The sequence below is a fragment of the Rhizobium sp. AB2/73 genome, from assembly GCF_020871915.1.
Taxonomy (GTDB): domain Bacteria; phylum Pseudomonadota; class Alphaproteobacteria; order Rhizobiales; family Rhizobiaceae; genus Rhizobium; species Rhizobium dioscoreae.
The window spans coordinates 1893605-1917979 of record NZ_CP067071.1; the positions used below are offsets into that span (position 1 = coordinate 1893605).

The window sequence follows — 24375 nt, forward strand, 5'->3', positions numbered from 1 at the left end:
CCCGCATCGAGGACGAAACATGCCCGCAACTGCCGCTGCCCTACGGGAGAGCACGCCGCTCCCCGAAAAGACCATTTCGCCGCTTCTCACATTCATGTTCGCCGCCGCCTGCGGGTTGGTAGCCGCCAATCTCTATTACGGCCAGCCGCTCGCCGGCCCGATCAGCCAATCACTCGGCTTCAGCCCGGCGGCGACCGGGCTTATAGTCACCCTGACGCAGATCGGCTACGGCCTCGGCCTGTTGCTGATCGTGCCGCTCGGCGACCTTCTCGAAAACCGGAAACTGGTACTGACGCTGGTCGCGCTATCCGCCATCGCGCTCATAGGCGCCGCTTTTGCCTCCTCGCCATCGCTGTTTCTGCTCGCTTCGCTATGCATCGGCCTGGCATCCGTCGCGGTGCAGGTCCTTGTCCCTTTCGCCGCCCATATGGCGCCGGACGCCAGCCGCGGCGCTGTGGTCGGCAATGTCATGAGCGGCCTGCTCGTCGGCATCATGCTCGCCCGCCCGGCTGCGAGCTTCCTGTCTGAGCTTCTCTCCTGGCACGCCGTCTATATCATCTCGGCCGGCGTCATGATCGGGCTGATCGTCATCCTGCGCCTTGTTCTGCCGACCCGCGTGCCCCATACGAGGCTGCATTATGGGCAGCTCCTGTCCTCCATGGGCCACCTCGCGCTTCGCACACCGGTCCTGCAGCGTCGTGCGCTGTACCAGGCCTGCATGTTCGGCGCCTTCAGCCTGTTCTGGACGACGACACCGCTGCTGCTGGCAAGCCCTGCCTTCGGTCTGACGCAAAATGGTATCGCCCTTTTCGCGCTTGCCGGCGCGGCGGGCGCAGTCGCCTCGCCGATTGCCGGACGTGTTGCCGATCGCGGCTGGACGAAGCTTGCCACCGCCTTCGCTCTGACGATTGCCATCATCGCCGTCCTGATCGGCCATTTTTCCGGCAGCGGCTCGTTGCTGGCACTCATCACCCTGACGCTGTCAGGGATCATGCTGGACTTCGGCGTCCAGACGAACCTCGTGCTCGGCCAACGCGCCATTTTTGCGCTCAGCGCCGAACATCGCAGCCGTCTCAACGGCCTCTATATGGCGACCTTCTTCGCCGGAGGCGCCCTCGGTTCGGCGCTTGGCGGCTGGGCCTATGCGACCGGGGGCTGGAGCATGGCCTCCTGGATCGGCGTCACCTTCCCGGTCATTGCGCTGCTTGCCTTCCTGACCGAGAGCAATTCCAGGAAAAGTGCGTAGCGGTTTTCCGTCCGGAATTGCTTGGAAATAAAGGGATAGAGCCTTTTCGCTATTCGGAGAAAAGCGGAAAGGCTCGAGCGCAAGAAATGATTACGATGGCTGCGGTAGAGCCAGCCGCAGCCAGTCACATTCCCGCAAGCCGGCGCCGTGGAACGGATCGACCAGCGTGCCGGAAACGATGCCCGCCAGGATCTGCGGCGCCGGCGGCACCTTGGCGATGGTGGCAACCAGCCGGTCCCTGATCCAGGCCAATGCTGCCGAGTCCGATTGATAAAAAGGCGTGAAGGCGGCAGAAAGCAGCTGGAACAGCCGCACATGAATCCGCCGCGCCTTGGCATAGGCAGCAAGAGCGGCTTCAATCGTTTCATGTCCTGCCAGAGCATGCGCCAGAGCCGCGACATCGAGCAACGCCATATTGGCACCCTGCCCCAGCTGCGGACTGGTGGAATGCGCTGCATCGCCGACGAAGACGGTCCGCCCGCTATAGGGCGTCATCACAGTGCGATGGGCGTAGCGTGCGAGCGTCAACTGATCCCAGTCTGTAATCTGCTCCAGCAAGGGCTCGCATTCCGGCCAGTAGCCGCGGATCGTCTGCTTCCAGCACTCAAGCCCACGCTTGCGCACCTCATCGGCATCCGCGACTTTCAGGCTCCAGAACAGAGCCGCCTGCTTCGGCAAATGCGGCCTTCTGCTGCCGATCGGCAAGACGCCGATCATCACGCTGGCCTTGTCATAACGCTGCGTCAGCGCCGCCTCGTCCACCAGCCCCTCCGGGCAGTCGAGCGTCGCCCAGAAAGCGCCGTAAACGAGATTGCGGGCACGCGGCGCAACGGGCGAGTCCGCGACCAGTTCCGAACGCGCACCACTGGCGTCGATGACGAGATCATAGGGTCCCAGCCGCTCACCGCCTTCGACGGAGAGATAGCTTTCACCGCCCTCTTCCATCACACCGATAACACGCTGTCCCGTAAGGATCGGATGTCGCCGTGCGGAGACTTCGTCGTAAAGCGTATCGAACAGGGCCGCACGATGAACGCCAAGCCCGTAGCGTCCACCGGGCAGCGCGTTGTAGCGCACATCGAGGACGATGCGGCCGCGGGCGGCTTCCATGCCGAACAATCGATCGATGCGATTTCCAGCGGCATGGATTGCGGGACCGAGCCCAAGCGACTCCAGCACGGTCAATCCGGTCGGCTGCAGCATCAGCGCCGAGCCGACGGGAGCCGGACTATCGAACCGTTCAATAATATCGGTCGTATGACCAGCACGAGTGAGAAAGAGAGAGGCGGCAAGACCGGCAGGTCCGGCGCCGACGATAGCAATCTTCAAAGGCTTCACGATGGGCGGCTCAGTCCGGCGATTGATCGAAACGGGCGCGAGCGGCCTTGACGGCCTCGTGATTGGCTTCCGCCCAATTCAGGAGATGCGCCAGCGGCTCGTACAGCGAATGGCCAAGGTCAGTCATGCGATATTCGACGCTTGGCGGCTTGGTGGGAAAAACCTCCCGGTCGATATAGCCGTCGCGCTGCAGGTCACGCAGCGTCTGCGTCAGCATGCGCTGGGAAATATCGGGCACCAGCCGGCGCAATTCGCCGAAACGATACGGCCGCTTGGCCAGCGTTTCCAACAGCAGCACTGACCATTTTCCGCCGATCTGCGAAATCAGATCCCGCACCGGACAATTGCCGAAATCAAGATTGCTGAGATCGAAGTCGCGCAGCGGCGGATCCTTGCTGCGCAGATTGACGACGGCGCTGGCTGCCATGCCGGTTCCCTTTTGGTAACTTGGAGCCGAAAAACTGCCTCCTTTACACCATGAAGTCAATTCCTATTCTAGTGCTAGTCTCTTTTTGAGAGCAACAAGACCCTGCGAATGTGCGGCGGTCCAACAAGGGAAAACATATGAGCAGCACTCTTCTCGTCACCGGCGCCGCCGGTAAGCTTGGTCAGCGCGTCATCCATCACCTGCTGGAGACATACAAGGTTGCTCCCGGCCGCATCATTGCCGCCACGCGCAGCCCCGAAAAACTTGCCGATCTCGCCGCCAAGGGCGTCGTCACCCGCAAGGCCGACTTCGATGATGCCGCTGGCCTGCCTGCCGCCTTCGCGGGCGTCGATCGCCTGCTGATCATCAGCACTGATGCGCTCGCCGTACCCGGCCTGCGCCTGAAGCAACACACGGCTGCCGTCGAAGCCGCGAAGAAGGCCGGTGTGAAGCACATTCTCTACACCTCCATGCCGGCGCCGGAAGGCTCGCTCGTCAGCTTTGCGCCCGATCACCTCGGCACGGAAAACGCCATCAAGGCAAGCGGCATCGGCTACACGATCCTGCGCGACGCCTGGTACTTCGACAACTACCTGATGGGCCTGCCGCACAGCCTCGAAACCGGCAAATGGTATACAGCAACCGGCGGCGGCCGGATCAGCAACATCAGCCGCGAAGATTGCGCACTCGCCATCGCCGCCGCCCTGACTTCCGACAGCACGGAAAGCGCCACCTACACGCTGACGGGCTCGACCGCCGTCACCATCGAGGACGTCGCAAGCGTCGTCAGCCGGATCACCGGCCGTTCGCTTGAGGTTGTGCAAGTCACGGACGAACAGTTCGCCGCCGGTCTTGCCGGCGCCGGCCTGCCGAAATTCGTCGTCGACATGCTCGTCTCTGCCGATGCCAACACCCGCGCCGGCAAATTCGACATCCTCACCAACGACTTCAACAAGCTGACCGGCAAGGAGCCGCAGACGCTGCGCAGCTTCTTCGAAGAGCACAAAGCAGCGTTGGCTGGCTGAATTTAGTTTGACGGCGATCATGCGAGTCTCTCTGCCGAGACTTCAAGCAAGGCCCCTAACCCGGCCCTCTCCCCGCAAGCGGGGCGAGGGCGTTTTCATGTTCACAAACTCTGAATGGGTGACGCAGTCACCGTTTTGCTCTGTCGCCCCTTCTCCCCGCTTGCGGGGAGGAGGCTAAGATAAGGGGCAAATCAAGAAAGGCACGACAAAAACAACAAACTTGCCTGACTAGCCCCGGAACTATTCCCCTCAAACCGCCTGACCGCAAGCCCGGCGAAAACGCCGCACTGTTTCGGCCATGCCATATTCCAGCGCGTCGGCAGTCAGCCCATGACCAATCGAAGTCTCCGCAAGCTTCGGGATGCGCTTCAACAGCGCCGGCAGGTTGGCGACTGTCAGGTCGTGACCGGCATTGACATCAAGGCCATTGGCAAAGGCTGCATCGGCGGTTTTGCCGAGCGCCTCGAGGATGACGGCAGCCTTCTGCGGATCGTCGTAGCAGCCACCGTAAGGGCCGGTATAAAGCTCAATGCGGTCGGCGCCCACTTCCCTGGCGATCTTCACTGCCTCGGCATCACCATCGCCATCGGCAAATAGTGAGACACGGCAGCCGATCGTCTTGTATTTGGCGACGACCTCGGCCAGCAGCTCACGGTTCTTGCGAAAATCCCAGCCGTGATCCGAGGTTGCCTGAGAGGGATCATCGGGCACGAGCGTCACTTGTTCAGGTTCCGCCGAAGCACAGAGATCGAAGAACTCGTCGCTCGGATAGCCTTCGATATTGAATTCCGCTTCCGGAAACTCATCATCGATCAGCGCGCGGATATCGGGCAGATCGGAAAAGCGGACATGCCGCTGATCGGGACGCGGATGAACAGTCAGACCGCTGGCGCCGGCGGCAAGCGCGATACGGCCCAAGCCCGTGACGCTCGGCCAGGGAAGATCACGCCGGTTGCGCAGCATCGCGATGGCGTTGAGGTTCACGGAAAGCTTGGCGGGCATGATCGAAATCCCTGATTTTCAAAGCGGATGACAGCTGCCGTTTTATGCCATTATGCGCAGCAAAACCAACGAGATTCCGACATCAACCCATGTAAAACTTTGATGGGCGCTTCAGGTGCGCATCCCCATGCGGTGACACGCCAATGAAGGGTTGCTTTTGGTGGTTCTCGATCGCTCCGGTACCGTTCTAACGAACGATCGTCAGCGTCTCGGCGGCACGGGTGATCGCCGTGTAGAGCCAACGCTCCCGCGTATCGCGAAATGCCCAGCTCTCATCGAACAGCACGACATTGTTCCACTGCGAACCCTGGGCCTTATGTACGGTCAGCGCATAGCCGTAATCGAATTCGTCATAGCGCTTGCGCGTCGACCACGGGATCTCGCCCTCGACATCCTCGAAGGCCTGCTTCAAGAGCTTGATCTTCGCTGCACCGCGATCCATGTCGTCATCTTCCGGACGCACCAGCAGATTGATGCCCGGCTTCGTCGTTTCCCGGGAAGACGTCATGACCTGCCAGAGCGAGCCGTTGAGCAGCCCCTTGGCGGGATCGTTGCGCAGGCAGACCAGCTTGTCGCCGGATTGCGGATAATCGGCCGTAAAACCCTTGAGCTCGCGCAGACGCTGATTGTAGCGCCGGCGCGTCCTGTTGGTGCCGACAAGCACCTGATCGGCCTCCAGCACCAGTGGCTGCGTAACCTCGTTCTTCGAGATCACCTGTGCGGTGCCATAGTCGCCATGCATGATTTCCCTGCCCTCACGCACCTGCATGGCGAGCTGGATGATCGGATTGTCGCGTGCCTGACGGTGAATATCCGTCAGCAGGTAATCCGGCTCCTCGTTCGTGAAGAAACCGCCCCCCGAAACCGGCGGAAGCTGGCCGGGGTCACCGAGCACGAGAATGGGGGTGCCAAAACTCATCAGATCCTTGCCGAGCGCTTCATCCACCATCGAGCATTCGTCGACGATGATCAGCGCGGCCTTGGCAACCGGGCTCTGACGGTTGATCGTGAACATCGGGGCAATCGATGTCTTGCCTGTCTCTTCGTCCTCGACGGCTTCCTCGCCGCGCGGCCGGTAGATCAGCGAATGAATGGTCTTGGCGTTCGAAGCGCCGCGTGAGCGCAGCACCTGCGCCGCCTTGCCGGTAAAGGCAGCAAACAGCACTTCGCCGTCCACATGCTCGGCGAAATGCCGCGCAAGCGTCGTCTTGCCCGTACCGGCATAGCCGAACAGGCGAAACAACGGCGAGCGCCCCTCTTTCAGCCAGTTTGCGACGGCCTTGAGCGCTTCATCTTGTTGCGGCGCGAATTGCATGGTTCGACTTGGCAGGATTCGGTTGACGGAAGCAAGCGGTAAAAAGCCATCGCCGCCGCCACGCGCTTATGTCGCGTATTGAGGATCGTTTTCGAGCGCGATCGGCTTGCCATGCGGCGTTGCCTCGGCCGCACGTTGCCAGCTGTGCTGCAGAGCCAAAATAGCATCCGCATCGGCCACACCCTTGGCCACCAGCAGCCCTGACAGAGCCGCCACCCAGCAATCGAAATAGTCGCTACCGTCAATCGCGCGGCCGGGCTTATGCAATTCGGCCGACAGCCGCTCGGCCCATTCGCTCCAGGCAAACAGGCCCTTTTCATGCAGATGAACGGTCATTGCGAAAGCCTCTGCCGCCCAAGGCTCCGGAAAGACCGGTTCGCCATCTGCGGACTTCGGCAACCCCGGCGATTGCGCCAGAGGCGATGCGATCTCACCCGCGCTCAAGATAGCTCTCCCAGGCATCGATCGAAACGGTCAACGAGGGATCGGCGCCCTCGCCCCAGATCTCGGCGCCATCGAAGACGACCGTATAGACCCATTGCGGATTTTCGCCCCGGCCATGGGCATTGTCGTCGGGGAAGACGAAGGAGCCCTGCACCGCTTCGATGACACCCGTCTTTGCGCGGGCATAGCGCGGTAACCTTGTGTGGCCGGTCGGGTTGAAGTTCTTCGTCCGCACATGATCGCCGACGGCAAAAAGCGGAGTGGTATCGACCGGCCGGTCGCAGGGGCCGCCCTTGGCCAAGACACCATCGACCATTTCAGCCGTCAGAACCCGCTTCGGCACCCTGCCCTGTTCGAGCGAGTGACCGCTGCGCAACTCCTCGGCCGTCGCAAAACCATGCCGCTCCAGCAGCATATCGACGGCGCGAGTCCAGATCTCATAATAGCTGGCGCCGAGATAGCTCGCCGGCGGAATGTTTTCGCGCGCATGCCGGCTTTCGTCGATGGTCCATGCACCGAAGGCGCCGCAGGAAAGAGTGATGCCAAGCGCGCGCTTTTCCCATTCGGCATGGAAAATGGGCTCGTTTTGTTCCGGGGCGACCGGGCCAAAACCCATCTGGCCGCCGAGATCGTGCGGCCCGTTCATAGCGCGGCCTCCGGCATTCTCGCGACCGCCGTGCCGATCATGGCGTCGCGGCTGACGAGATCCGCCAGCGCCGCCTCGTCCATGCCTTCGGAACCGGCCGGCCGCTCGGGGATTACCAGGTAGCGAAGTTCGGCCGTCGAATCCCAGACGCGGATCTTCGTCTCCTGCGGCAATGTCAGGCCGAATTCGGCAAGCACGCCACGCGGATCGATCACCGCGCGGGAGCGATAAGCCGGTGCCTTATACCAGACCGGTGGCAGCCCGAGTACGGCCCACGGATAGCAAGAGCAAAGCGTGCAGACGATCAGGTTATGCGTTTCCGGCGTATTGAACACCGCACGCATATGCTCGCCCTGGCGGCCTGTAAAACCGAGGCTCGCAATCGCCGCCGTCGCGTCACGCCGCAGCCAATCGGCAAAGTCGGGGTCGCTCCAGGCTTTCGCCACCACCTGCGCCCCATTGCGCGGCCCGACCTTCGTCTCGTAGGTCTCGACGATGCGGTCAATCGCCGCCGGGTCGATCAGCCCCTTTTCGGTCAGCAGCGTCTCCAGCGCCTTAACGCGCGCCTGCATGTCCGAATAGTGGTTGTCGTGGTGATGGTGATGATGATCGTCATCATCATGCGAGTGGTCGTGGGACATGGCCGTCTCCTCTCTCTTTGCACCTACTTTAACATCGGCCAGAGACTGAGTACCAGCAGAACGGCCATGGTTATATTGAACCATTTCAGCCTGATGGGATCGGAGAGCCATTCGCGCAGGACGGAGCCAAAGCCGGCCCAGGTCGATACGCTCGGGACGTTCACAGCGGCAAATGCGAATCCGACGACAAGGACCGTGAAGAGATAGAGCTGCTCGTTGGTGTAAGTGGCCATAGCGGTGACAGCCATCACCCACGCCTTGGGATTGACCCATTGGAACGCAGCAGCACTGATGAAACTCATCGGCTTCGCATCGCTTTCCGCCTCGCTCAGACTGCGCGAGGTGCCAATCTTCCAGGCAATCCAGACGAGATAGGCCCCGCCGGCGAATTTAAGTGCGGTGTAAAGCACGGGTACCGTGTGCAGAAGCGCACCCAACCCCAATCCCACTGCAATCAGCAGCACAAAAAAGCCGACGCCGATGCCGAGCATGTGTGGAATGGTGCGCCGGAAACCGAAGTTCACACCGGAAGTAAACAACATCATGTTGTTCGGTCCGGGCGTGATCGAGGTCGTGAATGCAAAAAGTAGAAGAGCCAGAAATGTATCCAGCGCCATGATGCCTCCCAGGACACCGTATCGTGACAAGGCGGCATCCAAAATTCTTTTTCGCGCGCGCAAAAATGCGACGGCGCATGACGGTGCGACATTAGTTCGCCGGCCATACGAAAGCCATAGGATGATTGTCACCGTGACAGGACGGATGCCGATTGAAATCCAGTCGAATGCCCCTATCCTTCGGTTTTCTGTAGCGAGGAAAAACCATGCGCGAGCCCATTCCAACCGTCGCCCTTCCCTTCGGCATCCAGGTTCCGGCGCTTGGCCAGGGCACCTGGAACATGGGCGAGAATGCAGCAACCGCCAGGGATGAGATCGCCAGCCTGAAAACCGGCCTCGATCTCGGCATGACGCTGATCGATACGGCTGAGATGTATGCCGATGGCGGCTCGGAGGAGATCGTCGGCAAGGCGATCGAAGGCCGCCGCGACGAGGTTTTCCTCGTCAGCAAGGTCTATCCCGCCAATGCGAGCCGCAAGGGCGCGGTTGCAGCCTGCGAACGCAGCCTGAAGCGCCTGAATACCGATCGCATCGATCTCTATCTGCTGCATTGGCGCGGTAACTATCCGCTGGAAGAAACAGTGGAAGCCTTCGAAGCCCTCAAGGCGGCGGGCAAGATCGAGGCTTGGGGCGTGTCGAATTTCGATGTCGCGGATATGGACGAGCTGCTTTCCGTGCCGAACGGCGGCAATGTCGCCGCCAACCAGGTGCTCTACAATCTCTCCCGGCGCGGCATCGAATACGACCTCTTGCCCTGGTGCCAGGAGCGCAGCATTCCGATCATGGCCTATTCTCCGATCGAGCAAGGCCGCCTGCTCCACCATCCCGAGCTGATCCGCGTCGCCAAGACCTATCAGGCAACGCCGGCGCAGGTTGCGCTTGCCTTTCTCTTGGAGCGCGACGGCGTGATAGCAATCCCGAAGTCCTCGAACCCTCAGCGCATCGAGGAAAACCGTGATTCTGTCGATATTGATATCACCGACGAGGATTGGGCCGTGCTCGACGCCGCCTTCCCGCCACCGTCGCGGAAAAAGTCGTTGGAAATGTTATAGGTTTCAAGCGGCAGCTTTCTGCTGCGCGACGATCAGCTCGATCGCCCGGAAAACATCGATCTCTCGCCAGTCAGCCGGATCGCGGTAGGTCGGATAAAGTGAAAATGCTGCAGCGGCGATCTGATCGACCGTCCTCCGCTTCGTTCGACGCCCGGCAAGTGCTGCCTTGGTGTAAACGCCAAAATGATCCTCAGTCACTCCCCATCCCGCATAAAAAGGCGCGGCGTAGCAGCGAACCGGAATGCCGCGCAGCAGCGCATCGAAGCCGAATTGGCTAGAAACCGTCCAGACCTCGTCTACCGCTTCAAGGATAGACGCCACGGATACCTGCTCGTCGACGAGGATTACATTGGCGTTCGAAGCGCTCACCGTAAGATATCCCTTACGAAGTCCAGCCATGACATCCGGATGAGTACGAATGAGGCATTGCGCATCGGTTGCCAGCGCATCGGCAAGCATCTTCTCGAAGGAGGCATTCGAGCCGAGCGCCCTACCAACGGAAACATCGCCGACAACCTGATCGACCAGCAGAATGCGCCGCTTGCTCGTCCGCTCGATGTGAGGCGATCGATGGGGGAGATGATTATACTTCGAGAGCTTGTTCAGAACGATCTGCTCGCGGATGGTGCGGCCAAGCTCCCCAGCCTCTCTCGCTCCCTCAATCAGCCGTTCAAGCCGTGAGGGCCTGCTTGCATCGACGGGTAGACCGAGATCGTCGATAACGATTGACAGCGGAATGGCGCCGGACTTGCCAAGCCCCATCGACCGCAGGAAGCCGTCCTCGAGGTGCCAGTGGCGCAATCCGCGAAACCGCGCAATCCCGTCCGCCACCTTGGCCGGCGCACGGCCACCCCAGGACAGGACGCCGCCAATTCCCGGAGAAAGGATCGAGGCCAGTTTCTGCGAGCCGAAATAATGCCCAAGCCAGGGAAAGTCACCGCGCACGAAGGGCGCCGCGCCGAGACGCATGCCAGGCGGCGGATGCCACGGCTTGTCGCCGATCTCAGCCATCGTTGCCGCGTTTCCTCTTCTCCCCTCGGGGAGAAGGTGCCGTCAGGCGGATGAGGGGGTGCCTGCCAGGAGTGCGAAAACTCGCGAATTCAAATCGGAAAGGCCCCCTCATCCGACCCTTCGGGCCACCTTCTCCCCGAGGGGAGAAGGAATTTGCAGCGCCGATTTCCCTCATATGCGAGTACCCCCTCAACACCGCAGGCTCTTACATTCCCTGCGAGCCGCGGTTCATCGCGGCGATGCCGGTGCGGCAGACTTCGATGAGGCCGAGCGGCTTGACGATGGCGATGAACTGATCGATCTTCGAGGACTTGCCGGTGATCTCGAAAATAAAGTGCTCGACGGTCGCATCCACCACCTTGGCGTGGAAGGCGTCGGCGAGCCGCAGCGTCTCGGCACGGGTCTCGCCGCTTCCGATCACCTTCAGCAGCGCAACTTCGCGCTCGATCGGCCGCTCTTGGCCGAGTTCGCGGGCGCGCACCGTCAGGTCGACGACGCGATGAACGGGAACGATGCGCTCAAGCTGCGCCTTGATCTGCTCCAGCACCTGCGGCGTGCCGCGTGTCACGATGGTGATGCGGGACAGATGCGCCTGATGTTCCGTCTCGGAAACCGTGAGACTTTCGATGTTATAGCCTCGGCCGGAAAAGAGGCCGATGACGCGGGCGAGAACGCCTGGCTCGTTATCGACGAGCACCGAAAGCGTATGACTCTCGGCCGCCGCGGTTTCGGGCGAAATGAAATAGGCGGAGCCCGTGGGTTGAAGGTGTGCGTTCATGATCCTTGTTCCGTTTCCTCGGTTCTGTTCGGTATGCCAGCGAGATCCATTGGGGCGCGGCTCTTGCCGCGCCCCATCTGTCGATCAAACCAGCTGGCGACCCTTGGCGTCGATGGCGTTGGCGACGGCCTCGTCGGTCGCCTCGTCAGGCAGCAGCATTTCATTGTGTGCCTTGCCCGAGGGGATCATCGGGAAGCAATTGGCGAGATTGGCAACGCGGCAATCGAAGATGACCGGCTTCTTGACGTCGATCATCTCCTGAATGGCGGCATCGAGCTCGCCCGGCTTTTCACAACGCAGTCCAACCGCGCCATAGGCTTCCGCGAGCTTGACGAAATCAGGCATCGCTTCCGTGTAGGAATTGGAGAGACGATTGCCGTGCAGCAGCTGCTGCCACTGGCGAACCATGCCCATGTACTGGTTGTTGAGGATGAAGATCTTGATCGGCGCATTGTGCTGGATCGCAGCCGACATTTCCTGAATGCACATCTGGATCGAGGCATCGCCGGCAATATCGATGACCAGGCTCTCCGGATGGGCGATCTGGACGCCGAGCGCTGCCGGCAGGCCGTAGCCCATGGTTCCGAGACCGCCCGAGGTCATCCAGCGGTTCGGCTGTTCGAAACCGTAGAACTGCGCAGCCCACATCTGGTGCTGGCCGACTTCTGTGGTGATGTAGGTATCGCGATGCTTCGTCAGCTCATAGAGACGCTGGATCGCATATTGCGGCATGATGACATCGTCGCTCGGCTTGTAGGCGAACGAGTTGCGCGCGCGCCAGCGGGCAACATCAGCCCACCAATCGCCCAAACGCTCTGCGGCAGGTTTCTGCGGCAGTGCACGCCACAGGCGAACCATGTCTTCCAGAACATTGCCGACATCGCCGAGAATGCCGACATCGACACGGACGTTCTTGTTGATCGAGGACGGATCGATATCGATATGGATTTTCTTCGAATTCGGCGAGAAAGCATTCAGGCGGCCGGTAATGCGGTCGTCGAAGCGTGCACCGATGCAGACCATGACGTCGCAATCATGCATCGCCATGTTGGCTTCGTAGGAACCATGCATGCCGAGCATGCCGAGCCAGTTCTTGCCGGAAGCCGGATAAGCGCCGAGGCCCATCAGCGTCGAAGTGATCGGGAAGTCGGTCAGCTCGACCAGCTCGCGCAGCAGCTTGCAGGCTTCCGGACCGGAATTGACAACGCCGCCACCGGAATAGATGACCGGACGACGGGCATTTTTCATCAGCTCGATCGCCTGCGTGATCTTGTTGAGATCGCCCTGCATCTTCGGCTGATAGCTCTTCTGGACGTGATGCGCTTCCGGCGGCGTATAGGTGCCGGTCGCAAACTGAATGTCCTTCGGGATGTCGACGACGACAGGACCCGGACGCCCCGACTGGGCGATGCGGAAGGCTTCATGAATGACCGCTGCCAGCTCATTGACGTCCTTGACCAGCCAGTTGTGCTTGGTGCAAGGCCGCGTGATGCCGACCGTATCGCATTCCTGGAAAGCGTCAGAGCCGATCAGCGTGGTCGGGACCTGACCGCTGAGACAAACGAGCGGTATGGAATCCATCAAGGCGTCCTGCAGCGGCGTGACCGCATTGGTCGCGCCAGGACCCGAAGTGACCAGCATGACGCCGACCTTGCCGGTGGAGCGGGCATAGCCTTCGGCCGCATGACCGGCGCCCTGCTCGTGGCGGACGAGAATATGCTTGATGTCGTCCTGCTGGAAGATTTCGTCATAGATCGGAAGCACAGCGCCGCCCGGATAACCGAAGATGTGTTCGACGCCATTGTCCTTAAGCGCCTGCAACACGATCTCCGCGCCTGTCATTCGATTGCCGCTCGCCTGATTATCTGTGCCGGTCATACGTTTGTTCCGCTGTCTGCTGGAGGTTTGGAAAGATGAAATCTCGATTTCGGGCATAAAAAAAGGCCCCTTTGGGAGCCTGTCATCTAGCGCATGGGTGGCTGTCGCCGGATGGTTACACCATCCTGCCCATGCGCCTTCCCACCACGATAAGAACGATCGAGTTTTTCATGGGCCGAAGTGATAGACAGAAAATTTCGAAGCGTCAACGCGTGAAGCAATAAAAAATCGCGACCGCATCATAACCCTATAAAAAGCATGGGTAACAGACAGGGTTTTGTTAAGCCCACGTCTCTATGCTCCGGCATCTATTAGTTGGGGTAACTGTTTGCTGAATAACGACCTGCAGACATCAGGCAACGCTGGAGATCTTGATCGCCGCGACAAACTGAAACCGGGAAATCGCTTCCTTGGCCGCGTTGTCGCGTGCAACGGTTCTAGAGCGACGATCGCCGCCGTGGCCGAGGCCGGCGGCACGGATCTGACCGAACTCTGGTCGGTCGGTCGGCTGATTTCCATCAGCGTCGGGAAGAACCGCGTCGCAGCCCTCGTCTATTCCATGAATACGCAAAGCGTCGGCTGGGGCGAAGGTCAGGACAATCTCTTCCGCATCGAGGTGGAATTGCTCGGCGAAGTCCGCGTCGGACCGGATGGCCGCGAGGAATTTTCCAGCGGCATATCGGCCTATCCCTATCTCGGAGCGATCGCGCACCGCATCCGTGCGGCCGACCTGATGCGCATTTTCGATGCCGGCAAGGGCAGCAGCTGCGTCATCGGCAAGCTGACACAGGACGAAAGCATCGATGCTGCAATTCATATTCCCTCCATGCTCTCGAAACACTTCGCCGTCGTCGGCTCCACAGGCGTCGGCAAATCCACTGCGGTCTCGCTGCTGCTGCACAAGGCGATCGCAGCCGATCCGAAATTGCGCGTGCTGATCCTCGATCCGCACAACGAATTCGCCGCCGCCTTTCCAAGGCACTCCGTCGTCATCGACACCGATACCCTAGACCTGCCCTTCTGGCTGATGCGGCTTGAGGAGTTCAGCGAAGTCGTTTTCCGCGGCCGTCCTGCAGTACCGGAAGAGCTCGATGCGCTGCGTGACCTTATCCCCGAAGCGAGACGCGCCTTCCGCGGCAGCGATTCCGCCCTGATGCGCCGCCAGACGGAAAAGGCCTCGGTGACAGCGGACACGCCGGTCCCCTACCGCATGGCGGATCTGCTGGCTCTGATCGACGAGCGCATCGGCCGTCTTGAGGGCCGTCAGGAAAAGCCGCATCTGCGCTCCCTGAAGATGCGCATCATCTCGGCGATCAACGATCCCCGCTACCATTTCATGTTCTCCAACAACACGATCACCGATACGATCATGGAGACCATCGCCAAGATCTTCCGAATTCCCGGCGACGGCAAGCCGATCTGTACCTTCCAACTCGCCGGCATCCCCTCGGAAGTCATCAATTCCGTTGCCTCCGTTCTTTGCCGCATGGCCTTCGAACTGGCGCTCTGGAGCGACGGCGCAATCCATATGCTCGTCGTCTGCGAGGAAGCCCACCGCTATATTCCCGCCGACCCAACGCTCGGCTTCTTCCCGACACGACAAGCCATTGCCCGCATCGCCAAGGAAGGCCGCAAATACGGCGTATCGCTCGGCATCATCACGCAGCGACCGGGCGAACTGGATCAGACGATCCTGTCGCAGTGCTCGACGCTCTTTGCCATGCGCCTTGCCAATGATCGCGACCAGGAAATCATCCGTTCGGCCATCCCGAATTCTTCGATCTCGACGACAAGCTTTCTCTCATCGATCGGCAACGGCGAAGCGATCGCCTTCGGCGAGGCCATCGCAGTGCCGATGCGGATGCGCTTTTCCCAGGTCGAACGGCATTTGTTGCCAAAAGCCAGCGGCAGCGTCGCGAAAACCAGTGAGGATTCGCCGGATACGGTCGATCTGCGCACAATCGTCGGCCGCATGCGTTCGATTTCAGGCCCCGATCTCATCCCTCTCCAGGGCTACAATGCTGCGCCGGTGACCAATATCAGAGATGATTTCGACGACGTACCAGCTCCGCTGGCAATTCGTCATCAGGCGGAACCGAACCCACCGTCGATCGAACCCTATCGTCCGGACATGCTGCCGCGCACCACCGCACCGCAACCCGCGGCCGCCTCGCAAACATCGATCGACAGCAAGCTTGCGGAATTGCGCCGCGAATTCGGGAGCGATGAAGGAGGCACGCGCTCGGTGTCGCCGAGAGAGGCCGCTCCATCCCTGCGGCGGGAATCCGGCCCGTCCTTGCGGGACAGCATTCTGAAAAAGCCACTCAGCAGTCTTTACGACAAGGACTGACTCGCGAACTACGGGCTCAAGCGTGCCCAGCTCTCGTCCATCTGATTGCGGAACCAGGTCATCTGCCGCTTGGCATATTGCCGCGTCGCCGCAGATCCGGTTTCGATGACCTCGGCACGTGTCATCTCTCCTTTCAGCATCGCGGCAATCTGCGCGACCCCGATCGCCTTCATGGCGGGCATTTCCGGCGGAAGATCCAGTGCCAGAAGAGCCCGCACCTCGTCTTCCGCCCCCATAGCCAGCATTTTCTCGAAACGGCTGTTGATGCGTTCGCGCAGGATAGCACGCTCAGGCAGAACCACGATCTTTCGTGCACGGTCGGGATCGATGACCATTGGTCCGGTCTTCCCTTGAAAAGCGGCGATGGACCGGCCCGTTGCTTCGATCACCTCCAGAGCGCGAACGATGCGCTGCCCGTCCTGCGGGTTCAGCGTTTCGGCAACGGCGGCGTCGCGCTCCGCAAGCTCACGATGCAGCGCTTCCGCTCCTTCTGCCAGCAGCCGACCGCGAAGGCGATTTCGTATACCAAGCGGGATTTCCGGCATATCGGACAGTCCGCCCGTCAGCGCCTTGAAATAAAGACCCGTACCGCCGACGAAGACAGGCATTCTGCCCTCGACGCGCAGGCGCTCGACCAAGGCGTATGCCTCGCGCAGCCAGATGCCGGTCGAATACGCCTGTCCCGCCGGAACGTGGCCGTAAAGATGGTGTGGAATGCCCTCCATATCGGCCTCGGAGGGCCGTGCGGTCAGCACGCGCAGGGTATCATAAACCTGCATGCTGTCGGCATTGATGACGACACCATCATGCGAACGGGCCAATTCTACCGCCAGTGCGGACTTGCCGCTGGCGGTTGGCCCGGTTATCAGGATCGCGTCGATATTGCTTATAGGGTTTCTGCTCATGGCCTTCGTTGCCACGCTTATTGCCAATCCGTCAAACCCCGTTCTCGTTCCGGCCATCGCCGAACAGGCGGCTGATGTTGTCAAGGCATCCGGGCTCTACTGGCTGGCCGACGGCATTGCCTGCGATATCGCGCTTCGCGACGACACCGATATCGAGGCAGCAGAGGCTAATATACTGGCGGTGATCGGCAGCGAACCAATCGATCTCGTCATCCAGCAAGTCGAAACCCGCCGCAAGAAATTGCTGATTGCCGACATGGATTCTACAATGATCGGCCAGGAATGCATCGACGAGCTTGCTGCCGAAGTCGGCCTCAAGGAGAAAGTTGCCGATATCACCGCCCGCGCCATGAATGGGGAAATCGCCTTCGAGCCGGCGCTACGCGAGCGCGTTGCTCTCTTGAAGGGACTGCCGCTCTCCGTTGTCGACGATGTCATCGTCAAACGCATCACGCTGACGCCGGGCGGCCCCGAGCTCATCGCCACCATGAAGGCGAAGGGTTATTACGCCGCCCTGGTTTCCGGCGGCTTCACCGTCTTCACCAGCAGGATCGGTGCCACCCTCGGCTTCGACGAGAATCGGGCAAATGTCCTGCTGCAAGAAAAGGGCATCCTGACCGGCCTCGTCGAAGAGCCCATCCTCGGTAAGCAGGCCAAGGTGGACGCGCTGAACGACATAGCCGAAAAGCTCGGTATCTCCACCGATGACGCCATGGCCGTCGGCGACGGCGCCAATGACCTTGGTATGCTGCAGCTTGCCGGTTCCGGTGTCGCGCTCCATGCCAAGCCAACCGTTTCAGCGCAGGCCAGAATGCGCATCGACCACGGCGATCTGACTGCCCTGCTCTATATCCAGGGCTACCGCAAGACGGACTTCGTCAAACCATAGAGCAGCGCAAATCGCCGAACTCGGAGGCCGCAGATGATCATCACCGAAACCGAACGCCTCATCATCCGCAATTGGCGCGAAGAGGATCGCGACCTGGCTTTGGAGATCAATTCCGACGAGGCGGTCATGGAGTTCTACCCGTTTCGCCGCAACCGCGTGGAAGCGGACGCATTCTTCGATCGCGTCCAGTCGATGATCACGGAAACCGGACTCGGCCTTTACGTGCTCGAGCTGAAGGAAAACCGTGAGGCGATCGGCTATTGCGGCCTGATGCGCACGGATCATCTGGAACCATTTGTCCCGGTCGGAACGATCGAGATCGGCTGGCGGCTGGTGACGCGGCACTGGGGCAAGGGGCTGGTTACGGAAGCGGCGCGGGCATTGCTAGCCTATGGCTTCGGAAAGCTCGGCCTCAATCAAATCGTTTCCTTCGCCGTACACAACAATGTCAGATCGACCGCCGTCATGGAGCGGATCGGTATGCATCGCGTCAAGGACGGTGATTTCGATCATCCCAACGTTCCCGACACGCATCCTCACCTAAAGCGTCACGTCCTCTATCGTCTAACGGCAGCGGAGTGGCACTCGGGGCAATGACGACACTTGAAACATCTCGGTTGCTCCTTCGGCCATGCCTGGAAGAGGATCGCGAGCTGTTCTATGAACTCAGCTCTGACCCAGCCGTCCTCGAATTCTTTCCATTTGCCCGCAGCCGCGAAGATGCCGACACCATCTTTTCCATGATCCGGAAGGTAACGCCGGAACCCGGCTTCAAGCTTCTCACCATGGTCTTGAAGGGTGATGGCACGGCAGTCGGATTCTGCAGCCTGGCGAGAGTGCAGCTCGAGCCGCATTTACCGAGGGATGTCGTGGAAATCGGCTGGCGGATATCGGCGCGCCATTGGGGAAAGGGCTACGCAACCGAAGCCGGCATGGCTCTTGTACACCACGCTTTTACCGCGCTGAACCTCGAAGAAATCCTGTCCGTTGCGGTTCATGGCAATACGCGCGCCCTGGCCGTGATGCGCAAGATCGGCATGCACCCTCATCCGGCCTGGGATTTCGACCATCCGCAAATTTCGGAGACCCATCCACACCTGAAGCGACATGTGGTCTACCGCCTGAGCGCCGCCGAGTGGCGGGCACAACGGACAGAGCAAGCTGGGAGCTGAATTCTACTCAAGCGCGACGGCGATAAAGCGCAAGTCACCGTTCGGAGACGCAATCATCATTTGCGCATTGCGGCGGCCTTCCCGCTTCAATGAGGCCACTTTCTCCGAGGCGGCACTCGGCGTCTGAACGAATTCCTGCGCGACCTCGACGACGACATCGCCAGGCTTCAGCCCCTTCTCCGCGGCTGCCGAACCTGGCGCCACTTCGGTGATGACGACGCCATCGACACTGTCGGCGATGCCGAAGCTCTTGCGGTTTTCGGCGGTCAGCGTCGAGAGCTTCATTCCGAGAATGTTCGAGGTCGCCTGAACTGGCGGCTGAGCCTGCGGCGATTGCTGCGGGTCACCGCCCTGATCCTGTCCATCCATACCGTCGTCGTCACCATCGTCTCCCTGGTCGGGGTTGATGACGCCGTCGCTGTTGCCCTTATCGTCAGGCGCAAGCTGCGGCTTCTTGTTCTTGTCAGCGCTTGCCGCTGCCGCCTGATCGCTGTCCTCCAGCCGACCGAGCGTCACCTTGATGGTTTGCTGCTTGCCATCGCGATAGACGACGACATCGACTTCCTTGCCGACGGGGCTTTCGGCGACGACACGCGGCAGATCCCGCATCTCGTCCACATCCTTGCCGTCGAACTTCAGGATCACGTCGCCAGCCTTGATCGAGCCGTTATCGACAGGGCCGCCCTTTATGACACCGGCCACAAGGGCTCCCTTGGCTTCTGAAAGACCGAGACTGTTGGCGACATCGTCCGTGACCGGTTGGATGCGCACGCCGAGCCAGCCGCGGCGCGTCTCGCCGAAGTCACGGAGCTGATTGACGACGCCCTCAGCCAGTTCGGACGGGACGGCAAAGCCGATACCGATCGAGCCGCCGCTCGGGGAGATGATCGCCGTATTGATGCCGATCACCTCGCCCTTCATGTTGAAGAGCGGACCGCCGGAATTGCCTTTGTTGATCGCCGCATCCGTCTGAATGAAATTGTCGTAGGGGCCGGCGTTGATGTTGCGGCCACGCGCCGAGACGATGCCGACGGTCACCGAGCCGCCGAGACCGAAGGGATTGCCGATCGCCATCACCCAGTCGCCGATCCGCATCTTGGAGGAATCGCCGAATTTGACCGCCGTGAGCGGGTGCTTCGGCTCGACCTTGAGGACCGAAAGGTCGGTCTTCGTATCCGTTCCGATCAGCTTGGCCTTCAGCTTCGTGCCGTTTGGGAAGATCGCCTCGATATCGTCAGCGCCTTCAATGACGTGATTGTTGGTGACGATATAGCCTGAAGGATCGATGACGAAGCCGGAGCCGAGTGAACTCACCTTGCGGTTGCTGTCGTCGTCTTTCTTGTTATTGAAGAAATCGTTGAACTCATCCTGATAGGGCGAATTGTCCGGCACCTTCGGAGTCGCCGGCCCGTTCCCCTCATCTTTGACCTTCTGCGACGTGGAAATATTGACGACCGCATCGAGCAACCCGGAAGCGAGATCGGCAACCGATGCCGGGCCGGCATTCATGGCCGGGTTCGTCGTGACCGTTGGAGATGCTGCCGGCGGCGCCTGATTGTTGGTCGCGGCCGGCGGCTGGGCACCTGCGGCTGCACCGCTGTTCTGCGTCTGCGCATAAGCCTGTTCGGCGACGCCCGCAACGGGGCCGGCAATCAGTGCAATGCTTGCGAGCAAGGCAAACGAACGGCTGAAAGGCAGGCGATTGGTCGAAGCCATCAGGCATCCTCATCAAGATAGGGGAAAACTTGTATAAGCATCAACATAAGGCGGAATGATGAAGCGTGAAATCACCTTTTTGAGAAATCCCCGAAGCTCCTCGCCGCCGATGCTTGCAGGCGAAAGGTGATGCAATCCGCCATAAAGAAAAGGGCCGCCCGGAGGCAGCCCTTTCGTTTCAGTGTATGACGCCTCAGTTCGCAGGCGGCGTCGGATTGGCGAGTGCCGGCGCGCCGGAATTGGGCGCGGAACCGGCAGGACTGTCGAAATACTTGAAGAAGTCCGACTGGTTCGGCGGCAGCACGAGCGTCTTGCCGCCGGAGGCAAGCGCCTTGTTGTAGGCAGCCATCGAGCGATAGAACTCGTAGAAGTTCGGATCGCGCTTCGAGGCATCCGCGAAGATGGCGTTGCGCTCAGCTTCGCCTTCACCACGCAGCACTTCCGAATCCTTCTGCGCATCGGCAACGATCTCGACGACCTGACGGTCAGCAACCGCCCGGCGGCGCTGGCCCTCTTCGTTACCGCGCGCGCGGATCAGCTCGGCTTCCGCCAGACGCTCGGCCTTCATGCGGTCGTAAGTGTTCTGCGACACTTCCTGAGACAGGTCCGTGCGACGAATGCGGACGTCCTCGATGTTGAGGCCGAGTGATTCCGCATCGCGATGCAGATCGTTGCGCACTTCGGTCATCATCGCGGCACGTTCGTTGGAAAGCGCCGCTTCGAAACCGCGCAGACCATAGACACGGCGCAGAGCAGCATCGAGGCGAGTTCTGAGACGCGATTCAGCCGCATCGCGATCGCCCGAGACGGTCTCGCGGAACTTGCGCGCATCCATGATCTTGTAGACCACGAAGGCATCGACTTCGTAGAACTTGCCGCCGGAGACCTGGACACGGATATTGTCCAGATCGAAGCGGAGTTCCTGTAGTTGCACATACTGGACGCGATCGGCATCCATGAAGGCGAAAGGCAGCTTGAAGTAGATGCCGGGCTCCGTCTTCACGTCGCGAATCTGGCCGAAGCGCAGGACGATCGCCTGTTCTCGGGCATTGACCACGAACACCGACGAATAAATAAGCAGCAGCACTACCGCGAGCGCGATAAGAATGGCTGGCAAACGGCTGGATGTCATTATTTGGCCTCCGGCTGAGTTGCAGCGGCGGGCTTGCCTGCCTGCGTCGTGGACTGCTTGCCGATTTCGTTCAGCGGCAGGTAAGGCACGACGCCCTGCTTGTCGTCGATGATGATGCTGTTGGAATTGCCGATGACGGACTCCATGGTTTCCAGGAACAGACGCTTGCGCGTGACTTCGGGCGCCTTGACGTATTCGTCGTAGATCGAAATGAAGCGCTGCGCCTCACCCTGTGCTTCCTTCACGATACGGTCCTTGTAGGCAGCCGCTTCTTCGCGGATCTGAGCCGCGCGACCGCGGGCCTGACCGAGCTTCTGGTTGGCGTATTGATTGGCCTCTTCCACCTGCTGGTCTTCGTTCTGCTCCGCACGCTGCACTTCTTCGAATGCATCGGCCACTTCGCGCGGCGGCGAAACATCCTCGATCGGAACGGCGTTGATGGAGATACCGGAGCCGTAGCGATCCATTGTATCCTGGATGATGCTTCTGACCTCGGTCGCAATTTCCTGACGCTTGTCGCGATAGATGTCCTGAGCCGGACGGCGGCCAACGACCTCACGCATGGCGCTCTCCGCAACCTGCTGCAAAGTCTCGTCGGGGGTCTCGAGATTGAACAGGTAGGATTGCGGATTGGTCACGGTATAGAGGATCGAGAACTGCACGTTGACGATGTTCTGATCGCCCGTCAGCATCAGCCCAGCATTCGAACCGGCCGAGGAGCGGCCACCGATATTGCGCTGCTGCTCTGTGACCTTCACGAATTCGATGCGGTCCATCGGCCAGATATGGAAATGCAGGCCGGGCATGGAGACTTCCTCGCGCGGCTTGCCGAAGCGCAGCTCAACGCCACGTTCGTCCGGCTGCACGGTGTAGATGCACTGGATCAGCCAGAAAATGGCAATCACTGCGATGATGATGAGTACGACGCCTGCATTGAAGCCACCAGGTACGAAACCTTTCAATCGGTCCTGACCGCGACGAATAATATCCTCAAGGTCGGGTGGCCCGCCGCTGCCGCTGCCTCGCGGCCGGTTCGGTCCCTGCCCCCAAGGTCCCTGATTATTTCCGCCGCCACCGCCGCCCCATGGGCCACCGCCGCCGCCATTCTGATTGCTCCAAGGCATCAAAACCTCTTTGTTTGTTGACTCCCGATATCGCGCCAGGCCCACGAAATTCGCGGGTGGCAGCGATTGTTTCCCGTTATAGGTATCGAAGCACCTGCTTTCAACGCGACTTCAGGAAGTTCGTCGGATTCATTGGAAAATATTTGCTTTTTGGGGGCAGCTCTTATGCTTTTCGTCTGAAATAGCGAACGAAACGCGTCGGATAAGTGTCCTTTTCTCCAGCCGGAACGGCAAGCTCGTTGTCTGCCTGCCAGATGCCGGGATCGATCTTTGGAAAGGAGGTGTCGCCCTCTACGTCCGCCTCGACATGGGTGATCAGCAGCCGATCTGCCAGACCGATCGCCTGCCGATAGATTTCGCCACCGCCGAGGATGCAGATTTCGTCGACATTGCTCTCATTCGCCAGACGCGACGCAACTGAAATCGCTTCATCGAGCGAATGCGCCACCGTTATTCCCTCGGCCATAAAATCAGTATCCCGGGTAATGACGACATTCGGCCGGCCCGGCAGCGGCTTGCCGATCGACTGGAACGTCTTGCGACCCATGATTACTGGTTTGCCGAGCGTCATCGCCTTGAACCGCTTGAGATCTGACGACAGCCGCCAGGGCATATCGCCTTCGCGCCCGATGATGCCGTTGCGCGATACGGCAACGACGATGGTTTTGATCGGCTGGGTCATGCGTCTCCCTCAGTCTGCCTCACCGACGCCAATGCGAGTCGGTCCGACGACTTTATATCATCATGGCCGCAACGGCAGATGGAACGCACCTGCCATGGCCCGGTATCAGGCGCCACTAGTCAATTTATCGAGCTGGGCGGCCAAAATGCCCCCGCCTTCCCGATCATTGGCCATCTTCCGATAGAGCCCGGCCATACCTTTGAAGATCAAGGCAGCTGGATCGTCCTCGCCGAGGAATTCGGAAATCTCCTCCATCTCCGCGACCCAGCGATAGGCTTTCGGATACATGTCCGGAATACCGTGGACGAATTTCGCGTCGAGATCCGGCAAGCTTTGCTGAAGTTCGCGTTTCAAGGCGGCATCGGCACCCGAACGGATCGCCGCAAGTAGCATGGCCGTGCCGAGGCCCGTCACGCCCTTGTTGATGCCGGCGTAGCACATCTTCAGTGCCGAGGCCGCACCGATCGCCCCATCGATGCGGCGGACCTGCAGTCCGTATTCGACCAGCACGCCGCTGTCGCTCGCCGTATCGCCGCTTACATAGAGTTTCGGTCCCTTCTGGCCCGGCTTTGGCGGACCGCCGATGATGGAGCCGTCGAGAACTACGCCACAATCGCCGCCGAAGATCGTCGCAACCTCCGCCATCGTCTTCGGCGAGATCGCATTGCAATCCATGTATACCGCCATTCTTCCGCTCCGCCGCATTTCGCCGGCAATCTGCTCTGCAACGTCTATGGCCTCCGCAGGCGGAACGATAGAAAGAATGAGACGCGACGCGGCAACCTCGGCCAGATCGACCGGTTGCATGCCGGCTGCTTTCGCCCGCTCGATGCTCGAAGCCGAACGTCCTTCGAGATAGGTGAGCACCCTCGCCCCGTTTTCGACCAAACGCCGGCCAATGGCACTTCCCATGGCGCCGGCTCCGATGATTGCGATCTCCACGGCCAATCTCCTTCTCCGATCGAGGAAGACGGCAGCATATCGC

24 protein-coding genes are annotated in these 24375 nt (G+C 60.4%); 7 read left to right on the forward strand and 17 right to left on the reverse strand.

The genetic code is table 11. The annotated features are described in order from the left end of the window. Positions 1-19: 19 nt before the first annotated feature. Entirely contained in the window at positions 20-1246 is a 1227-nt protein-coding gene (locus I8E17_RS09440; RefSeq protein WP_069612468.1) for an MFS transporter, read from the forward strand. A gap of 90 nt (positions 1247-1336) precedes the next feature. Here the strand turns inward: I8E17_RS09440 and I8E17_RS09445 are convergent, their stop codons facing one another. Beyond that, positions 1337-2584 (reverse strand): NAD(P)/FAD-dependent oxidoreductase, encoded by a 1248-nt coding sequence (locus tag I8E17_RS09445; RefSeq protein ID WP_113366038.1) that lies wholly within the window; start codon positions 2582-2584, stop codon positions 1337-1339. 10 nt (positions 2585-2594) lie between these two features. After that, positions 2595-3011: a helix-turn-helix domain-containing protein gene (locus I8E17_RS09450; RefSeq protein WP_069612470.1), complete on the reverse strand. Its 417-nt coding sequence runs from the start codon at positions 3009-3011 to the stop codon at positions 2595-2597. A 137-nt stretch (positions 3012-3148) separates the two neighbouring features. Here I8E17_RS09450 and I8E17_RS09455 point away from each other — a divergent pair, with 137 nt between their 5' ends. Beyond that, positions 3149-4036 carry an SDR family oxidoreductase gene (locus I8E17_RS09455; protein ID WP_069612471.1) on the forward strand — a complete coding sequence of 296 codons (888 nt, stop codon included), beginning with the start codon at positions 3149-3151 and terminating at the stop codon, positions 4034-4036. Between the two features lie 249 nt (positions 4037-4285). On the opposite strand, the gene I8E17_RS09460 is transcribed toward I8E17_RS09455, so the two are convergent. The 6 genes from I8E17_RS09460 to I8E17_RS09485 all read right to left on the reverse strand — a co-directional run bounded on the left by I8E17_RS09460 (position 4286) and on the right by I8E17_RS09485 (position 8701). Then, entirely contained in the window at positions 4286-5038 is a 753-nt protein-coding gene (locus tag I8E17_RS09460; protein ID WP_069612472.1) for a pyridoxine 5'-phosphate synthase, read from the reverse strand. Between the two features lie 187 nt (positions 5039-5225). After that, the gene (locus I8E17_RS09465; RefSeq protein WP_069612473.1) at positions 5226-6353 is read right to left on the reverse strand and encodes an ATP-dependent RecD-like DNA helicase; all 1128 of its coding nucleotides are present in this window, start codon (positions 6351-6353) and stop codon (positions 5226-5228) included. A gap of 66 nt (positions 6354-6419) precedes the next feature. Further along, positions 6420-6797, reverse strand: coding sequence for a nitrile hydratase accessory protein (locus tag I8E17_RS09470; RefSeq protein ID WP_069612474.1), 378 nt, complete (start codon positions 6795-6797; stop codon positions 6420-6422). After that, positions 6784-7443, reverse strand: coding sequence for a nitrile hydratase subunit beta (nthB, locus tag I8E17_RS09475; RefSeq protein WP_069612475.1), 660 nt, complete (start codon positions 7441-7443; stop codon positions 6784-6786). Before nthB ends, I8E17_RS09470 begins: the two co-directional genes overlap by 14 nt. Next, the gene (nthA, locus tag I8E17_RS09480; protein WP_069612476.1) at positions 7440-8084 is read right to left on the reverse strand and encodes a nitrile hydratase subunit alpha; all 645 of its coding nucleotides are present in this window, start codon (positions 8082-8084) and stop codon (positions 7440-7442) included. The genes nthB and nthA overlap by 4 nt, the downstream gene beginning before the upstream one ends. Before the next feature lie 23 nt (positions 8085-8107). After that, on the reverse strand, positions 8108-8701 hold the full coding sequence (locus I8E17_RS09485) for a LysE family translocator (RefSeq protein WP_069612477.1): 594 nt from the start codon (positions 8699-8701) through the stop codon (positions 8108-8110). Between the two features lie 206 nt (positions 8702-8907). Between I8E17_RS09485 and I8E17_RS09490 the strand changes: the two genes are divergently transcribed. Next, positions 8908-9753 (forward strand): aldo/keto reductase, encoded by an 846-nt coding sequence (locus I8E17_RS09490; protein WP_069612478.1) that lies wholly within the window; start codon positions 8908-8910, stop codon positions 9751-9753. Between the two features lie 3 nt (positions 9754-9756). On the opposite strand, the gene I8E17_RS09495 is transcribed toward I8E17_RS09490, so the two are convergent. From I8E17_RS09495 to I8E17_RS09505, 3 genes are all read right to left on the reverse strand, one after another. Next, entirely contained in the window at positions 9757-10764 is a 1008-nt protein-coding gene (locus I8E17_RS09495; RefSeq protein WP_069612479.1) for a capsular biosynthesis protein, read from the reverse strand. A gap of 205 nt (positions 10765-10969) precedes the next feature. Further along, the gene (ilvN, locus tag I8E17_RS09500) at positions 10970-11542 is read right to left on the reverse strand and encodes an acetolactate synthase small subunit (RefSeq protein ID WP_069612480.1); all 573 of its coding nucleotides are present in this window, start codon (positions 11540-11542) and stop codon (positions 10970-10972) included. Between the two features lie 84 nt (positions 11543-11626). Further along, the gene (locus I8E17_RS09505; RefSeq protein WP_069612481.1) at positions 11627-13420 is read right to left on the reverse strand and encodes an acetolactate synthase 3 large subunit; all 1794 of its coding nucleotides are present in this window, start codon (positions 13418-13420) and stop codon (positions 11627-11629) included. A gap of 328 nt (positions 13421-13748) precedes the next feature. Here I8E17_RS09505 and I8E17_RS09510 point away from each other — a divergent pair, with 328 nt between their 5' ends. Next, positions 13749-15770: an ATP-binding protein gene (locus tag I8E17_RS09510; protein ID WP_219510702.1), complete on the forward strand. Its 2022-nt coding sequence runs from the start codon at positions 13749-13751 to the stop codon at positions 15768-15770. Positions 15771-15778: 8 nt separating this feature from the next. Here I8E17_RS09510 and miaA read toward each other — a convergent pair whose 3' ends face one another. Next, positions 15779-16675, reverse strand: coding sequence for a tRNA (adenosine(37)-N6)-dimethylallyltransferase MiaA (gene miaA / locus I8E17_RS09515; RefSeq protein WP_069612483.1), 897 nt, complete (start codon positions 16673-16675; stop codon positions 15779-15781). On the opposite strand from miaA, the gene serB reads away from it, so the two are divergent. From serB to I8E17_RS09530, 3 genes are read left to right on the forward strand one after another with little or no spacing between them, the layout of a single operon-like run. Next, positions 16674-17564 (forward strand): phosphoserine phosphatase SerB, encoded by an 891-nt coding sequence (gene serB, locus I8E17_RS09520; RefSeq protein WP_069612484.1) that lies wholly within the window; start codon positions 16674-16676, stop codon positions 17562-17564. The genes miaA and serB overlap by 2 nt on opposite strands. Before the next feature lie 33 nt (positions 17565-17597). Next, entirely contained in the window at positions 17598-18161 is a 564-nt protein-coding gene (locus I8E17_RS09525) for a GNAT family N-acetyltransferase (RefSeq protein ID WP_069612485.1), read from the forward strand. Next, positions 18158-18736, forward strand: a complete 579-nt coding sequence (locus tag I8E17_RS09530; RefSeq protein WP_069612486.1) for a GNAT family N-acetyltransferase — start codon at positions 18158-18160, stop codon at positions 18734-18736. The genes I8E17_RS09525 and I8E17_RS09530 overlap by 4 nt, the downstream gene beginning before the upstream one ends. A gap of 3 nt (positions 18737-18739) precedes the next feature. Here I8E17_RS09530 and I8E17_RS09535 read toward each other — a convergent pair whose 3' ends face one another. The 5 genes from I8E17_RS09535 to I8E17_RS09555 all read right to left on the reverse strand — a co-directional run bounded on the left by I8E17_RS09535 (position 18740) and on the right by I8E17_RS09555 (position 24332). Next, positions 18740-20452: a DegQ family serine endoprotease gene (locus I8E17_RS09535; protein WP_069612487.1), complete on the reverse strand. Its 1713-nt coding sequence runs from the start codon at positions 20450-20452 to the stop codon at positions 18740-18742. 193 nt (positions 20453-20645) lie between these two features. Then, positions 20646-21584, reverse strand: coding sequence for a protease modulator HflC (locus tag I8E17_RS09540; protein WP_069612488.1), 939 nt, complete (start codon positions 21582-21584; stop codon positions 20646-20648). Next, complete coding sequence (gene hflK, locus I8E17_RS09545) at positions 21584-22708, reverse strand: FtsH protease activity modulator HflK (protein WP_069612489.1); 1125 nt, start codon at positions 22706-22708, stop codon at positions 21584-21586. The genes I8E17_RS09540 and hflK overlap by 1 nt, the downstream gene beginning before the upstream one ends. Positions 22709-22871: 163 nt before the next feature. After that, positions 22872-23390, reverse strand: a complete 519-nt coding sequence (locus I8E17_RS09550; protein ID WP_069612490.1) for a dihydrofolate reductase — start codon at positions 23388-23390, stop codon at positions 22872-22874. Between the two features lie 105 nt (positions 23391-23495). Beyond that, the gene (locus tag I8E17_RS09555; protein WP_069612826.1) at positions 23496-24332 is read right to left on the reverse strand and encodes an NAD(P)-dependent oxidoreductase; all 837 of its coding nucleotides are present in this window, start codon (positions 24330-24332) and stop codon (positions 23496-23498) included. Positions 24333-24375: the final 43 nt, after the last annotated feature.

Excerpts from the sequence above, each read along its gene's own strand:
- I8E17_RS09440 (WP_069612468.1), top strand. The coding sequence starts at position 20 with ATGCCCGCAACTGCCGCTGCCCTACGGGAGAGCACGCCGCTCCCCGAA.
- I8E17_RS09450 (WP_069612470.1), bottom strand. The coding sequence starts at position 3,011 with ATGGCAGCCAGCGCCGTCGTCAATCTGCGCAGCAAGGATCCGCCGCTG.
- I8E17_RS09455 (WP_069612471.1), top strand. The coding sequence starts at position 3,149 with ATGAGCAGCACTCTTCTCGTCACCGGCGCCGCCGGTAAGCTTGGTCAG.
- I8E17_RS09460 (WP_069612472.1), bottom strand. The coding sequence starts at position 5,038 with ATGCCCGCCAAGCTTTCCGTGAACCTCAACGCCATCGCGATGCTGCGC.
- I8E17_RS09465 (WP_069612473.1), bottom strand. The coding sequence starts at position 6,353 with ATGCAATTCGCGCCGCAACAAGATGAAGCGCTCAAGGCCGTCGCAAAC.
- nthB (WP_069612475.1), bottom strand. The coding sequence starts at position 7,443 with ATGAACGGGCCGCACGATCTCGGCGGCCAGATGGGTTTTGGCCCGGTC.
- nthA (WP_069612476.1), bottom strand. The coding sequence starts at position 8,084 with ATGTCCCACGACCACTCGCATGATGATGACGATCATCATCACCATCAC.
- I8E17_RS09485 (WP_069612477.1), bottom strand. The coding sequence starts at position 8,701 with ATGGCGCTGGATACATTTCTGGCTCTTCTACTTTTTGCATTCACGACC.
- I8E17_RS09490 (WP_069612478.1), top strand. The coding sequence starts at position 8,908 with ATGCGCGAGCCCATTCCAACCGTCGCCCTTCCCTTCGGCATCCAGGTT.
- I8E17_RS09495 (WP_069612479.1), bottom strand. The coding sequence starts at position 10,764 with ATGGCTGAGATCGGCGACAAGCCGTGGCATCCGCCGCCTGGCATGCGT.
- ilvN (WP_069612480.1), bottom strand. The coding sequence starts at position 11,542 with ATGAACGCACACCTTCAACCCACGGGCTCCGCCTATTTCATTTCGCCC.
- I8E17_RS09505 (WP_069612481.1), bottom strand. The coding sequence starts at position 13,420 with ATGACCGGCACAGATAATCAGGCGAGCGGCAATCGAATGACAGGCGCG.
- serB (WP_069612484.1), top strand. The coding sequence starts at position 16,674 with ATGGCCTTCGTTGCCACGCTTATTGCCAATCCGTCAAACCCCGTTCTC.
- miaA (WP_069612483.1), bottom strand. The coding sequence starts at position 16,675 with ATGAGCAGAAACCCTATAAGCAATATCGACGCGATCCTGATAACCGGG.
- I8E17_RS09525 (WP_069612485.1), top strand. The coding sequence starts at position 17,598 with ATGATCATCACCGAAACCGAACGCCTCATCATCCGCAATTGGCGCGAA.
- I8E17_RS09530 (WP_069612486.1), top strand. The coding sequence starts at position 18,158 with ATGACGACACTTGAAACATCTCGGTTGCTCCTTCGGCCATGCCTGGAA.
- I8E17_RS09535 (WP_069612487.1), bottom strand. The coding sequence starts at position 20,452 with ATGGCTTCGACCAATCGCCTGCCTTTCAGCCGTTCGTTTGCCTTGCTC.
- I8E17_RS09540 (WP_069612488.1), bottom strand. The coding sequence starts at position 21,584 with ATGACATCCAGCCGTTTGCCAGCCATTCTTATCGCGCTCGCGGTAGTG.
- hflK (WP_069612489.1), bottom strand. The coding sequence starts at position 22,708 with ATGCCTTGGAGCAATCAGAATGGCGGCGGCGGTGGCCCATGGGGCGGC.
- I8E17_RS09550 (WP_069612490.1), bottom strand. The coding sequence starts at position 23,390 with ATGACCCAGCCGATCAAAACCATCGTCGTTGCCGTATCGCGCAACGGC.